Below are 14,183 nucleotides of genomic sequence, written 5' to 3'. Positions count from 1 at the left end.
ATAATAGAAATTGTGGTTATGCTTCAGTACTGTACGTCACATATGACCCGGGTTACAAGCAGCTTTTCCTGTCCTGAAATCAGGGGTTGACGAACCCGTCCGGACGGCTCAGTATGTTTCGTATACGATTTCGTACCTGATGAGGAGAACGCTTTGGAGCAGGTCAACGACGACACCCTGGCAGCAGCACGCAAGGTGATCGCGGTGCATATCAACTACCCCAGCCGCGCAGCCCAGCGCGGCCGCACCCCGGCGCAGCCCTCCTACTTCCTGAAGCCGTCGTCCTCGCTGTCCCTGACCGGAGCTGCCGTCGAACGCCCCTCCGGCTGCGAGCTCCTCGGCTACGAGGGCGAAATCGCCATCATCATCGGCAAGGCAGCCCGCCGCGTCGACGTCGAAGACGCCTGGAGCCACGTCGCCGCGGTCACGGCCAGCAACGACCTCGGCGTGTACGACCTCCGCTATGCGGACAAGGGCTCCAACCTCCGGTCCAAGGGCGGCGACGGCTTCACCCCGGTGGGCCCGGCACTGATCCCGGCAGACGCCGTCGACCCCGCCAAACTGCGCATCCGCACCTGGCACAACGGCGACCTGGTCCAGGACGACACCACCGAGGACCTGCTCTTCCCGTTCGCCCGGCTCGTGGCCGACCTGTCTCAGCTGCTCACCCTCGAGGAGGGCGACATCATCCTCACCGGCACCCCCGCCGGCGCCTCCGTCGCCGTGCCCGGCGACGTGCTGGAGGTGGAGGTCAGCACTCTTAGTTCGAACGGCAGCGACGGGCAGCGCACCTCCGGCCGCCTCACCACCACAGTTAAGGAAGGCACGACGGCGCTCGCCGACTTTGGTGCCCAGCCCAAGGCCGATGACCTACAGCGCGAAGAGGCCTACGGCTCGCGGGAGGCCGCCGGCCTTCCGGCTGTGCCTTCAGAGGCTGCCGCCTCCGCCCTGAGCCCAGAGCTGAAGGCGAAGCTGGAGAGCGTCTGCACCGCCACCCTGTCCTCCCAGCTGCGCAAGCGCGGGCTGAACAACGTCAGCATCGACGGACTCACCGCCACCCGCCCGGACCGCAAGGTAGTTGGCCTGGCGCGGACCCTGCGCTACGTGCCCAACCGCGAGGACCTCTTCAAGACCCACGGCGGCGGCTTCAACGCACAGAAACGCGCCATCGATTCAGTGAACGAGGGCGAGATCCTGGTCATGGAGGCCCGCGGCGAGAAGGGCACCGGGACCATCGGGGACATCCTCGCCCTGCGCGCCCAGGTCCGCGGCGCCGCCGCCATCATCACCGACGGCGGGGTCCGTGACTTCTCCGCCGTGGCCGCCATGGAACTGCCCACCTACTACTCCAACCCGCACCCTGCGGTGCTGGGCCGGCGCCACATCCCGTGGGACACGGACATCACCATCGCCTGCGGCGGCACCACCGTGCAGCCCGGCGACATCATCGTGGCGGATTCGGACGGCATCCTGGTGATCCCCCCGGCCATCGCCGAGGAAGTAGCCAACGACTCGATCGCCCAGGAACGCGAAGAGGTTTTCATCGCCGAAATGGTCGAGCAGGGCCACAGCGTGGACGGACTCTACCCGCTCAACGCTGAATGGCGCAAAAAGTATGAGGAGTGGGAAGCAGGCAAAGCCAATGACTGAAACGACAACCGTCCCCGCTGCCGAGAGCGTCTCTGAGATCACCGCCGGCAGCAAGTCAGAACAGGCCTACCAGGCCATCAAGGCACGGATCGTGGAGGGCACCTACACGCCCGGCTACCGGCTGGTCCTGGCCGCCATCGCCAAGGACCTCGGCTTCAGCGTGGTCCCGGTCCGGGAAGCGATCCGCCGTCTCGAGGCCGAAGGCCTGGTGAAGTTCGAACGTAACGTCGGGGCCACCGTGGCGGGCATCGACCCCATCGAGTACCTCTACACGATGCAGACCTTGAGCATCGTGGAGGGTGCGGCCACCGCGCTGTCCGCGCCGCTGGTGGGCGAAGCGGACATTGCCCGGGCCCGCGCCGTCAACGCCGAGATGCGCGATTGCCTGGAGCACTTCGACCCGGTCCGCTTCACCCGGCTCAACCAGGACTTCCACAGCGTCCTGTTCGAGCACTGCCCCAACCCGCACATCCTGGACCTCGTCCACCGCGGGTGGAACCGGCTCGCATCACTGCGGTCGTCAACGTTCCGCTTTGTCCCCGGCCGGGCCCACGAGTCCGTGGACGAGCACGAGAACCTGCTCCGACTCATTGAATCCGGCGCCGACGCCGACACCATCGAAAAAGCAGCACGACTCCACCGCAGCGCCACCCTGGACGCGTACCTCTCCCAAACCAACGCGGGGTCACTTAGCGCCCAATAACGGCCCCGAATTGGGCCGTAACTGACCCCGCGTCGCTCTAGACAGTAAGGAAAACAACGATGACGACCCCTGTAGAAACAGCAGCAAAGCACTACGTTCCCGAGAACCTGCCCACGCACATCCAGCACTTCATCAACGGCAGGTTCGTCGATTCCGTGGGCGGAAAGACCTTCGACGTCCTGGACCCTGTCTCCAACCAGAACTACGCCACCGCCGCGGCAGGCCAGAAGGAAGACATCGACCTCGCCGTCGCCGCAGCCCGCGAAGCGTTCACCAGCGGCCCGTGGCCGAAGATGAAGCCCCGCGAGCGCGCCCGCATCCTGAACCGGATCGCCGACGCCGTCGAAGCACAGGAAAGCCGCCTGGCCGAGCTGGAAACCTTCGATACCGGCCTGCCGATCACGCAGGCGAAGGGCCAGGCGCTGCGTGCGGCGGAGAACTTCCGCTTCTTCGCGGACCTGATCGTGGCCCAGTTCGACGACGCCATGAAGGTCCCCGGCTCGCAGATCAACTACGTGAACCGCAAGCCGATCGGCGTCGCCGGGCTCATCACCCCGTGGAACACCCCGTTCATGCTGGAGTCCTGGAAGCTCGCCCCGGCCCTGGCCACCGGCAACACCGTGGTCCTCAAGCCGGCCGAATTCACCCCGCTGTCCGCGTCCCTCTGGGCCACCATCTTCAAGGAAGCCGGCCTGCCGGACGGCGTCTTCAACCTGGTCAACGGCCTGGGTGAGGAAGCCGGCGACGCGCTGGTCAAGCACCCGGACGTTCCGCTGATCTCCTTCACCGGCGAGACCACAACGGGCCAGACGATCTTCCGCAACGCCGCCGCCAACCTCAAGGGCCTCTCCATGGAGCTCGGCGGCAAGTCCCCTTGCGTCGTGTTCGCCGACGCAGACCTGGACGCCGCGATCGACTCCGCACTCTTCGGCGTCTTCTCCCTCAACGGCGAGCGCTGCACGGCCGGTTCCCGCATCCTGGTGGAACGCGCCATCTATGACGAGTTCTGCGAGAAGTACGCCGCCCGCGCCAAGAACATCGTCGTCGGCGACCCGCACGACCCCAAGACGCAGGTGGGTGCCCTGGTCCACCCGGAGCACTACGAGAAGGTGGCCTCCTACGTGGAGATCGGCAAGTCCGAAGGGCGGCTGCTGGCCGGCGGCGGACGCCCGGAAGGCCTGCCGGAGGGCAACTACATCGCCCCCACCGTCTTCGCCGACGTCTCCCCCGACGCGCGAATCTTCCAGGAGGAGATCTTCGGTCCCGTCGTCGCCATTACCCCGTTTGAGAACGACGACGAGGCCCTCGCCCTGGCCAACAACACCAAGTACGGCCTGGCGGCCTACATCTGGACCCAGAACCTGACCCGGGCCCACAACTTCTCGCAGAACGTGGAAGCCGGCATGGTGTGGCTGAACAGCCACAACGTCCGCGACCTGCGCACCCCGTTCGGCGGCGTCAAGGCCTCCGGCCTGGGCCACGAGGGCGGCTACCGCTCCATCGATTTCTACACCGACCAGCAGGCCGTGCACATCACGCTCGGTTCCGTTCACACCCCCAAGTTCGGCGCCTAGCCCAACTAGCTCGCATTTGTTGTCGTTATGAGCCTCCATAACGACATCTACTGCCAGTCAGTTGGGTCCCATAAGAACCCTTTCAAAGAAGAGAGCACATCATGACCAACTTCGTTCCCACCCCCACCGTCCCGGCACCGGATATCGTCCGCTGCGCATACATGGAGATCGTGGTCACGGATCTCGCCAAGTCGCGCGAGTTCTACGTCGGCGTCCTCGGCCTGCACGTCACCGAAGAGGATGAAAACACCATCTACCTGCGCTCATTGGAGGAGTTCATCCACCACAACCTGGTGCTCCGCCAGGGCCCGATCGCCGCCGTCGCAGCCTTCGCCTACCGGGTGAAGTCCCCCGCCGAGGTGGACGCCGCGGAGGCCTACTACAAGGAACTGGGCTGCCGCACCGAGCGCCGCAAGGAAGGATTCACCAAGGGCATCGGCGACTCCGTCCGCGTCGAGGACCCGCTGGGCTTCCCGTACGAGTTCTTCTACGAGACCGAGCACGTGGAGCGGCTCACCCAGCGCTACGACCTCTACTCCGCCGGTGAACTGGTGCGCCTGGACCACTTCAACCAGGTCACCCCGGACGTTCCCCGCGGCCGCGCCTACCTGGAGGATCTCGGCTTCCGCGTCTCCGAGGACATCAAAGACTCCGACGGCGTCACCTACGCCGCGTGGATGCACCGCAAGCAGACAGTCCACGACACCGCCCTCACCGGCGGCAACGGCCCGCGCATGCACCACGTCGCGTTCGCCACGCACGAGAAGCACAACATCATCCAGATCTGCGACAAGATGGGCGCCCTGCGCATCAGCGACCGGATCGAACGCGGACCCGGCCGGCACGGCGTGTCCAACGCGTTCTACCTCTACATCCTGGACCCGGACGGCCACCGCATCGAGATCTACACCCAGGACTACTACACCGGCGACCCGGACAACCCCACCGTCACCTGGGACGTCCACGACAACCAGCGCCGCGACTGGTGGGGCAACCCCGTAGTTCCCTCCTGGTACACCGAAGCCTCCCTGGTCCTGGACCTGGACGGCAACCCGCAGCCGGTCATCGAGCGCACCGACGCCTCCGAAATGGCCGTCACCGTGGGCGCCGACGGCTTCTCCTACACCCGCAAATCCGAAGGCGAAGGGGCTGAAGCCCAGGGCTTCAAGCTGGGAGCCCAGGTCTAAACGATGCTGGACGCGAAGACGATCGAGACCATTGCGGACGAGCTGGTGGAAGCCGGCCGGACCCGCACCCCTGTGCCCCGCCTGACTGCCCGTTACCCGGACATGACGGTGGAGGACTCCTACGCGGTGCAGCAGCTGTGGCGGCGCCGCAACGAGGACGCCGGACGGACCCTGGTGGGGCGCAAAATCGGCCTCACGTCCAAGGCCATGCAGGCCGCCACCGGCATCACCGAACCGGACTACGGTGCCATCTTCGATGACATGGTGCTGGAAACCGGCTGCTCCGTGCAGTGGGACCGCTACACCCATCCGCGGGTGGAAGTGGAGCTGGCGTTCGTCCTGAAGGATGGGCTCAAGGGCCCCGGCTGCACCATCTTCGACGTCCTGAACGCCACCGACTACGTGGTTCCGGCCCTCGAAATCCTCGATTCCAGGATCGAGATGGAGGGCCGGACCATCGTGGACACTATCTCCGACAACGCGGCCATGGGTGCCATGGTGGTGGGCGGCCGCCCGGTGAAGCCGGACGCCGTCGACCTCCGCTGGGTCTCGGCCATCCTGTACAAGAACCAGACCGTGGAGGAAACCGGCGTGGCAGCAGGCGTCCTGGACCACCCGGCCAACGGTGTGCACTGGCTGGCCAACAAGATCGCCGCGCACGGGGACTCGATGAAGGCCGGCGACATCATTCTGGCCGGCTCCTTCACCCGTCCGCTCTGGGTGTACAAGGGCGATACCGTCCACGCCGACTACGGACCACTGGGGACTGTCACATGCCGCTTCGAGTAGAAGACACCTTCCGAGATGCGCTCCGCCATCAAAACGGTAAAGCAGGCAGGCCGCTGGCCGGGATGTGGGTGTGCTCCGGCAGCCCGCTGATCGCCGAACTCTGCGCGGGGTCCGGCCTGGACTGGCTCCTGGTGGACGCCGAGCACAGCCCCAACGGGCTCGAATCCATCCTGTCCCAGCTCCAGGCGATCCACGGCTACCCGGTCCACACCCTGGTTCGGCCGCCGGTGAACGACACGGTGCTGATCAAGCAGTACCTGGACCTGGGCGTGCAGAACCTGCTGGTCCCGATGGTCAACTCCGTGGCCGAGGCGGAGGCCGCGGTGGCTGCCACCCGCTACCCGCCCCACGGAGTCCGCGGGGTCGGCTCCGCGCTGGCCCGCGCCGCCCGTTGGAACCGCGTCCCGGACTACCTCGCCCGCGCGTCGGAGACCGTGAGCGTCACGGTCCAGATCGAGTCGAGGGCGGCGGTTGAGGCGGTGGAGGACATCCTGGAGGTCGACGGCGTGGACGCCATCTTCTTGGGGCCCTCCGACCTCGCCGCGTCGATGGGGCTGCTGGGACAGCAGGAACGCCCCGAGGTGCGTGCCGCCGTCGAACACTGCCTGGCCGCCGCGAAAGCGGCCGGCAAACCCGCCGGCGTCAACGCCTTCAACCCCGCCACCGCCCGTGCGTATCTCGACGCCGGCGCCGCCTTCATCCTGGTGGGCGCCGACGTCGCCCTGCTGGCCCGAGGCTCCGAGGCCCTTGCCGCCGAATTCATCACGTCTGCCGGCGGCGGCTCCCCCGCCAGCTACTAAACCCAACTGACTCGCAGTTGTTGTCGTTTGACGCCTGAAAACGACAACAAGTGCGAGTCAGTTGCGCCCTCAGACCCTTCCCGCTTACGAGGAGACCCCCGCATGACCACTTCGCCCGTAATCTCCCCTGCCATCTCACCGGCCTCCGTCTCTCCCGAACGTGAGGCCGAGCTTCTCGCGTCCGTACCCACCGGCCTGCTCATCAACGGCCAGTGGCGGGATGCTTCCGACGGCGGCAGGTTCGATGTGCACGACCCCGCCACCGGGGAGGTACTCGCCACCCTGGCCTCGGCCACCAGCGACGACGCCGTCGCCGCGCTCGACGCAGCGGACGCGGTCCAGGCCTCCTGGGCCCGCACCGCACCCAGGGAACGCGCCGAGATCCTGCGCCGCGCCTTCGACCTGGTCACCGAACGCGCCGAGGACTTCGCCCTGCTGATGACCCTGGAGATGGGCAAGCCGCTGGCCGAGGCCCGCGGCGAGGTCACCTACGGGGCCGAGTTCCTGCGCTGGTTCTCCGAAGAAACCGTCCGCGACTACGGCCGCTACCTCACCACCCCCGAGGGTAAAAACAAGATCCTCGTCCAGCACAAACCCGTGGGCCCGTGCCTGCTCATCACCCCCTGGAACTTCCCGCTCGCGATGGCCACCCGCAAGGTCGCCCCCGCCATCGCCGCCGGCTGCACCATGGTCCTCAAACCCGCCAAGCTCACCCCGCTCACCGCCCAGTACTTCGCGCAGGCCATGCTCGACGCCGGCCTGCCCGCCGGCGTCCTGAACGTGGTCCCGTCCTCTTCCGCCTCCGGCATCTCAGGGCCCCTGCTCAAAGATTCCCGCCTGCGCAAGGTCTCCTTCACCGGCTCCACACCGGTGGGCAAGCGCCTGATGGCCGATGCCGCGCAGAACGTGCTGCGCACCTCCATGGAACTCGGCGGGAACGCCCCGTTCATCGTGTTCGAGGACGCCGACCTGGACAAGGCCGTCGAAGGGGCCATGGCCGCCAAGATGCGGAACATGGGCGAAGCCTGCACCGCCGCCAACCGCTTCCTCGCCCACGAAACCGTCGCCAAAGAGTTCACAGCCAAGTTCGCCGCCGCCATGGGCGCCCTGACCACCGGCCGCGGCACCGAACCCGCCACCCAAGTCGGTCCCCTCATCGACGCCGGCGCCCGCGACGACGTGCACGCCCTGGTGAGTGCCGCCGTCGACGCGGGAGCCACCGCCATCACCGGCGGCGCCCCCGTCGAAGGAGCCGGGTACTTCTACCAGCCCACCGTGCTGGGCAACGTCCCCAACGACGCCGAAATCCTCCGCCAGGAAATCTTCGGCCCCGTCGCCCCCGTCACCACCTTCAAAACCGAAGAGGACGCCATCCGCCTGGCCAACGCCAGCGAATACGGCCTGGCCTCCTACCTCTACAGCCGCGATTTCAACCGGCTCCTCAGGGTGGCCGAACAAATCGAATTCGGCATGGTCGGCTTCAACGCCGGCGTCATCTCCAACGCCGCCGCACCCTTCGGCGGCGTCAAACAATCCGGGCTCGGCCGCGAAGGCGGCTCCGAAGGCATCGCCGAATACACCACCACCCAATACATCGGCATCGCCGACCCCTACGCCAACTGAAGGAAAAACATTGAGTACTGTCCAGCACGGGCAGCGCAGCTCGGCAAGGGATAACCGCCGCGTAGCGTTTGCCACCATCATCGGTACCACCGTCGAGTGGTACGACTTCTTCATCTACGCCAACGCCGCGGGCCTGGTCTTCGCGAAACTGTTCTTCGAACCCGCCGGCAATGACATTGGCATCCTCATCTCCTTTGCCTCGGTGGGACTCAGCTTCCTGTTCCGTCCGCTGGGCGCCTTCCTTGCCGGACACTTCGGGGACCGGCTGGGCCGCCGCGCCATGCTGGTCATCACCTTGATCATGATGGGGGCAGCCACCACCCTCATCGGCGTGCTGCCGACCTTCGAGACGGCAGGTGTTGTGGCGCCCATCCTGCTGCTGCTCCTTCGCATCCTGCAGGGCATTTCGGCCGGCGGCGAATGGGGCGGTGCCGTCCTGATGGCGGTCGAGCACGCACCCCGCGGCAAGCGTGGCCTGTTCGGCGCCTTCCCCCAGCTAGGCGTTCCCCTGGGCATGCTGCTGGCCTCCGGCGTCCTGGCTCTGATGTCCGGCGTGGTCTCCCCCGGCGCGGCCTTTGTGCAGTGGGGCTGGCGCATTCCATTCCTGCTCAGCTTCGTCCTGATCGTCGTCGGCTTCATGGTCCGCCGCAGCGTGGAGGAAAGCCCGGTCTTCGAGGAGATCGCGCAGAAGAAGCAGCAGACCCGCGTTCCGATCGTCGAACTCTTTAAGAAGCACTGGCTGCTGGTCATCATCGCGGCACTCGTCTTCGCGGGCAACAACGCCGCAGGCTACATGACCACCGGCGGCTACATCCTGAGCTATGCCGCCAATCCCGCCGGACTGGCCATGGACCGCACGGAAGTTCTCCTCGCAGTAACCGGCTCCGCCGCCCTGTGGTTCTTGTTCACGCTGATCTCCGGCTACCTGGCGGACAGCATCGGCCGCAAGAAGACGTACCTCATCGGCTATGCCTGCCTCATCCTTACGGTGTTCCCGCTGTTCTGGCTGGTGAACACCGGAAACATCTGGTCGCTCTTCCTTGGCCTTGCGCTGTTCACGGTCGGGCTCGGCCTGACCTACGGCCCGCAGGCAGCCCTCTACAGTGAGCTGTTCCCCGCCTCCATCAGGTTCTCCGGCGTCGCGATCTCCTACGCACTCGGTGCCATCATCGGCGGCGCCTTCGCTCCGATGATCGCCACCGCCCTGGTCCAGGCCACCGGAACCACAGCCTCGGTGTCCGTTTACCTGCTGATCGTGGCCCTCGTTTCAACGGCCGCGGTCCTGGTGATCCGGGAACGCAAAGGCATCGACCTGGGCATCAATAACCAGGCCGAGCAGGAGGTCGGCGCCACCATCTTCGACCGCCGCCAGGCGTCGGCTGAAGCCGTCAAGGCGTCCGCCGGCGTCTAACCCACAAGACCCTCAACCCACCATATCTGGACAAAACTCTCACCCGTTGCTCCGTAGATGCCGCTTTGAAGCGTCAAAAGGGCAGCTGCGGAGCAACCGAGGGAATTTACCAGAGGGGTGGTCAGGTGCACAGTTCGCCCCAAGTCAAGGGTCCTGCGTCCAAAGACAAGCCAGCGGCCATGCGGACGGACAACACTTAGGTATGCCCGCCTCGCCGACCGGCTGAGCGCACTTTCCTACTCGAAGTGGAGTACCTCTTGGAAACCTACGATGCCCTCCTCGCGTCCATCACCCCCGGCTCCGGCGAGACCCGGACCATTTTCGATCCTGCCACCGGCGGTGTCGTCGGCGAGGCGCCGGTCCACACCGTTGAGGACCTCGAAACCGCCGTCGCCGCGGCCGTAGCCGCCCAGCCCGCGTGGGCTGCCCTCGGCCACGACGCCCGCTCCGCCGCCCTGCTCAAGGCCGCCGACGCCGTCGAGCGCTCCGCCGAGGAACTCGCCCAGCTGCTCTCCCGGGAGCAGGGCAAACCATTGAACGGCCCCAACGCCCGCTTTGAAGTCGGCGCCTGCGCCGCCTGGCTCCGCGCCACCGCCACCACCGAACTCACACCAGAAGTGGTCGTCGACGACGGCGAAACCTACGCCGAACTGCACTACAAGCCCATCGGCGTCGTCGGCGCCATCGGCCCCTGGAACTGGCCCATGATGATCACCATCTGGCAGATCGCCCCCGCCCTGCGCATGGGCAACACCGCCGTCGTCAAACCCTCCAAAATGACCCCGCTCTCCGTCCTCGCCCTGATCAAGGTCCTCAACGAAGAACTCCCCGACGGCGTCCTGACCGCCATCTCCGGCGACCGCGAAGTCGGCGCCTGCCTCGCCGAACACCCCGCCATCGGCAAGATCATGTTCACCGGCTCCACCGCCGCCGGCCGCTCCATCATCAAATCCTCCGCGGACACCGTCAAACGCCTCACCCTCGAACTCGGCGGCAACGACGCCGGCATCGTCCTGCCCGACGCCGACCCCAAAGCCATCGCCGAAGGCCTGTTCTGGGGCGCCTTCATCAACACCGGCCAGACCTGCGCCGCGCTGAAACGCCTCTACGTCCACGACGACATCTACGACGCCGTCTGTGAAGAACTCACCGCCGTGGCCGCCGCGATGCCGATGGGCAACGGCCTGGACGAAAACAACGTCCTCGGCCCCCTGCAAAACAAAGCCCAGTACGACATCGTCGCCACCCTCGTCGAGGCCGCCCGCGACTCCGGCGCCCGGATCCTGCTCGGCGGCGACCCCGACCCCGGCCAGCCCGGCTACTTCTACCCCACCACCCTCGTCGCCGACATCGACAACAACAACCCCCTCGTCGCCGAAGAACAGTTCGGCCCCGCCCTGCCGATCATCCGCTACAGCACCATCGACCAGGCCATCGAATACGCCAACGCCCTCGACGTCGGACTCGGCGCATCCGTTTGGTCCCCCAACCTCCCCGCAGCCCGCGAAGTCGCCGCGCGCATCGAAGCCGGCACCGTCTGGATCAACAAACACGGTGCCGTCGACCCCCGCGTCCCCTTCGGCGGAGCCAAACAATCCGGCTACGGCCTCGAATTCGGCGTCGAAGGCCTCAAGCACCTCGGCGTCCCCCAGGTCATCAACGGCTAACCTGACCACCCGAACGTGAGGGCCGCCGTCACCAACCGCGACGGCGGCACCTTCTTTTGTGGCTCCGGGGTTTCTTTTGTGGTTCCGGGGCGGGCCGCCGGACGGCTTGTAGCCGGTCCGTTGGTTCCCGGTCCGTGGCAGCTCCCGCAATAGACTGAAGCCATGCCCCAGACCGGACTCTCCGCCAGCAGACGTTTCCTTCGCGGCCGGATCAGGACAGGGATGGTCCGGAGCCGGAATTCGCTGATCCCCGGGATCCAGATGACCTTCGGCGCCGTGGGAGCCTATGCCTTTGCCGAGTATGTCCTGGGCCATACCGGCCCGCTGTTCGCTGCCACGTCCGCCCTGATCGCCCTCGGCTTCTCCCGCGACCTGCGCTTGCGGAGGGTGATGGAGGTGGGTCTGGGCTGCACCATCGGCATCGCCGTGGGCGACATGCTGCTCCACTGGCTCGGGGCCGGGATCTGGCAGGCCGCCGTCGTGCTTTTGACATCCATCCTGCTGGCCCGCTTCCTGGACAGCGGCAACATCTTCACCACCCAACTCGCGCTGCAGTCGCTGCTGGTGGTGCTGCTGCCGGCGCCTGCCGGCGGCCCCTTCACCCGCAGCATCGACGCCGTGGTGGGCGGCGTGGTCGCGCTGCTGGTCACCATCCTGGCGCCCAAGGATCCCCGCCGTGAACCACGCAAGGACGTCCAGAAGCTGCTCCATGAACTGGCGGAAGTGCTGCGGGAATGCGCTGCAGCCCTGGTTGAGAGCGATTCCACCCGGGCCTGGCATGCCCTGGTCCGGGGCCGGAACAGCCAGCCACTGGTGGATGCCATGCGTCACTCGCTGCGGGCATCTGGCGAGGTGGCCACGCTGGCGCCCGCCTACCGGCGCCACCGGGATGAGCTGGACCGGCTGGAGCAGTCGCTCGAGTATATCGACCTTGCCCTGCGCAACAGCCGTGTCTTCGCGCGCCGCCTGACCAGTTCCATCAACCACGCCGCGCTGTCCGACGAAGCCACGGAAAACATCGCCGAGGTCCTGCTGGAGACAGGGGCGGCCGTGGATGAGCTCTCGCTCGGCCTGGCTGAGGTGCAGGAGGGCGCCCGCGATGCCCACCTCCGCAGCGCGCGGCAGGACCTGGGCGAGATCGCCGGGCGGCTGCATCCGAGGATGCTGAAGGTGCAGAAGCTCGAGGGCGAGACCGTGGTGATGCTGTTCCGGCCGCTCATGGTGGACCTGCTGGAAGCCACCGGCATCGATTCCCGCGAGGCGCGCGACCTCCTGCCCCCGCTGTAGGCCCAAATAATGTCGCTGCCGCCGGTTAGTGTGGAGCAATGGCTACAAAGACTTCCCGGGTTTCCAAGGCGCCGGGCTATAAGTGCGCGGAATGCGGCTGGACCACGGTCAAGTGGGTGGGCCGGTGCGGTGAGTGCCAGGCGTGGGGCACCGTTGAGGAAACCGGCGCCGCGGTGGCGCGTACGACGGCGGCCACTACAGTTCTTGAGCCAGCCCGCCCAATTGCCGATATTGACGCCACCACTGCCGCCTACCTGCCCACCGGGGTGGACGAGCTGGACCGCGTGCTGGGCGGCGGCGTGGTGCCCGGCGCCGTCATCCTGCTCGCGGGCGAGCCAGGTGTTGGAAAGTCCACCCTGTTGCTGGACGTTGCCGCCAAGTTCGCCCGGACCGGGCAGAGCGTCCTCTATGTGACGGGCGAGGAATCGGCTGCCCAGGTGAAGCTGCGGGCGGAGCGGATCAGCGCGATCGCGGACAGCCTCTACCTCTCAGCGGAAACCGACCTTGGCCAGGCGCTCGGCCAGGTGGAGAAGGTGGAACCGAAGCTGCTGGTGGTGGACTCCGTGCAGACGCTCAGCAGCGCGGACGTGGAGGGCAGTTCAGGCGGCGTCTCCCAGGTCCGGGAGGTGGCCGCCTCCATCATCTCGGCGGCCAAGCGCCGGAACATGACCACGCTGCTGGTGGGACATGTGACCAAGGACGGCTCCATCGCCGGGCCCCGCCTGCTGGAGCACCTGGTGGACGTCGTGTGCCAGTTCGAGGGCGAGCGCCACTCCCGCCTCCGCCTGCTCCGGGCGGTCAAGAACCGCTACGGGCCCACCGACGACGTGGGGTGCTTCGACCTCACCGAGGACGGCATCCTGGGCCTCGCCGATCCGAGCGGACTGTTCGTCACCCGCACCAAGGACCCGGTATCCGGCACCTGCATCACCGTCACCATGGAGGGCCGCAGGCCGCTGCTTGCCGAGGTGCAGTCCCTGCTCGCCGAGACCCAGAACTCACAGCCCCGCCGGGCAACCAGCGGCCTGGACAGTTCCCGGGTGGCCATGCTCCTGGCAGTGCTGCAGCAGCGTGCCGGGTGCCAGCTGCAGAAGGACGATTCCTACGTGGCCACGGTGGGCGGCGTGAAGCTCAGCGAGCCGGCCACCGACCTCGCCGTAGCGCTGGCAGTGGCGTCCGCGAAGCACAAGAAACCCCTGCCCCAGCGCCTCATCGCCTTCGGCGAGGTGGGCCTGGCCGGTGAGGTTCGGCCCGTCCCCGGCATCAACCAGCGCATCCATGAAGCCCACCGGCTGGGATTCACGCACGCCGTGGTTCCCTCCAGCCCCACCGGTCCCGGACCGGTCCCGGCAGGCTTCAACGTGAAGGAAGTGGGCCACCTGACCGAGGTCCTGGAACTGCTCATCACCAAGCCCTGACGCGGTTGGCCTGAGCGCTGTTCGTCAGTCAGCAAAGCGGCCCGCGCCGTCCCCTGTAAGCTCCAGGAGATGGC

The 14,183-nt window shown here is 66.8% G+C and carries 11 protein-coding genes; all 11 read left to right on the top strand.

Annotated elements, in window-relative coordinates:
- Positions 1-153 precede the first annotated feature (153 nt).
- A complete protein-coding gene (locus DBZ45_RS07195) occupies positions 154-1,650 on the top strand; it encodes a fumarylacetoacetate hydrolase family protein (protein ID WP_111903243.1) in 1,497 nt (498 codons plus the stop codon).
- Positions 1,643-2,353, top strand: a complete 711-nt coding sequence (locus DBZ45_RS07190) for a GntR family transcriptional regulator (protein ID WP_111903242.1) — start codon at positions 1,643-1,645, stop codon at positions 2,351-2,353. Before DBZ45_RS07195 ends, DBZ45_RS07190 begins: the two co-directional genes overlap by 8 nt.
- A 59-nt stretch (positions 2,354-2,412) precedes the next feature.
- Complete coding sequence (gene hpaE, locus DBZ45_RS07185) at positions 2,413-3,927, top strand: 5-carboxymethyl-2-hydroxymuconate semialdehyde dehydrogenase (RefSeq protein ID WP_111903241.1); 1,515 nt, start codon at positions 2,413-2,415, stop codon at positions 3,925-3,927.
- A 101-nt stretch (positions 3,928-4,028) separates the two neighbouring features.
- Positions 4,029-5,114 carry a 3,4-dihydroxyphenylacetate 2,3-dioxygenase gene (gene hpaD / locus DBZ45_RS07180; RefSeq protein WP_111903240.1) on the top strand — a complete coding sequence of 362 codons (1,086 nt, stop codon included), beginning with the start codon at positions 4,029-4,031 and terminating at the stop codon, positions 5,112-5,114.
- Positions 5,115-5,117: 3 nt separating this feature from the next.
- Positions 5,118-5,903, top strand: coding sequence for a 2-oxo-hept-4-ene-1,7-dioate hydratase (gene hpaH / locus DBZ45_RS07175; protein WP_111903239.1), 786 nt, complete (start codon positions 5,118-5,120; stop codon positions 5,901-5,903).
- A complete protein-coding gene (locus tag DBZ45_RS07170; RefSeq protein WP_190243049.1) occupies positions 5,888-6,703 on the top strand; it encodes an aldolase/citrate lyase family protein in 816 nt (271 codons plus the stop codon). The genes hpaH and DBZ45_RS07170 overlap by 16 nt, the downstream gene beginning before the upstream one ends.
- A 102-nt stretch (positions 6,704-6,805) precedes the next feature.
- Positions 6,806-8,326 (top strand): NAD-dependent succinate-semialdehyde dehydrogenase, encoded by a 1,521-nt coding sequence (locus tag DBZ45_RS07165; RefSeq protein ID WP_111903237.1) that lies wholly within the window; start codon positions 6,806-6,808, stop codon positions 8,324-8,326.
- A 10-nt stretch (positions 8,327-8,336) separates the two neighbouring features.
- Positions 8,337-9,737, top strand: coding sequence for an MFS transporter (locus DBZ45_RS07160; RefSeq protein WP_111903236.1), 1,401 nt, complete (start codon positions 8,337-8,339; stop codon positions 9,735-9,737).
- Between the two features lie 257 nt (positions 9,738-9,994).
- Entirely contained in the window at positions 9,995-11,404 is a 1,410-nt protein-coding gene (locus tag DBZ45_RS07155) for an aldehyde dehydrogenase family protein (protein WP_111903235.1), read from the top strand.
- A gap of 162 nt (positions 11,405-11,566) precedes the next feature.
- Positions 11,567-12,691 (top strand): FUSC family protein, encoded by a 1,125-nt coding sequence (locus DBZ45_RS07150; protein WP_111903234.1) that lies wholly within the window; start codon positions 11,567-11,569, stop codon positions 12,689-12,691.
- Between the two features lie 38 nt (positions 12,692-12,729).
- Positions 12,730-14,109, top strand: coding sequence for a DNA repair protein RadA (gene radA / locus DBZ45_RS07145; RefSeq protein ID WP_111903233.1), 1,380 nt, complete (start codon positions 12,730-12,732; stop codon positions 14,107-14,109).
- Positions 14,110-14,183: the final 74 nt, after the last annotated feature.

The sequence above is a fragment of the Arthrobacter globiformis genome (assembly GCF_003261175.1).
Lineage (GTDB): Bacteria > Actinomycetota > Actinomycetes > Actinomycetales > Micrococcaceae > Arthrobacter > Arthrobacter globiformis_A.
Note: the sequence above shows the minus strand (reverse complement) of the source record. Positions and strands in the feature narration are given on the sequence as shown.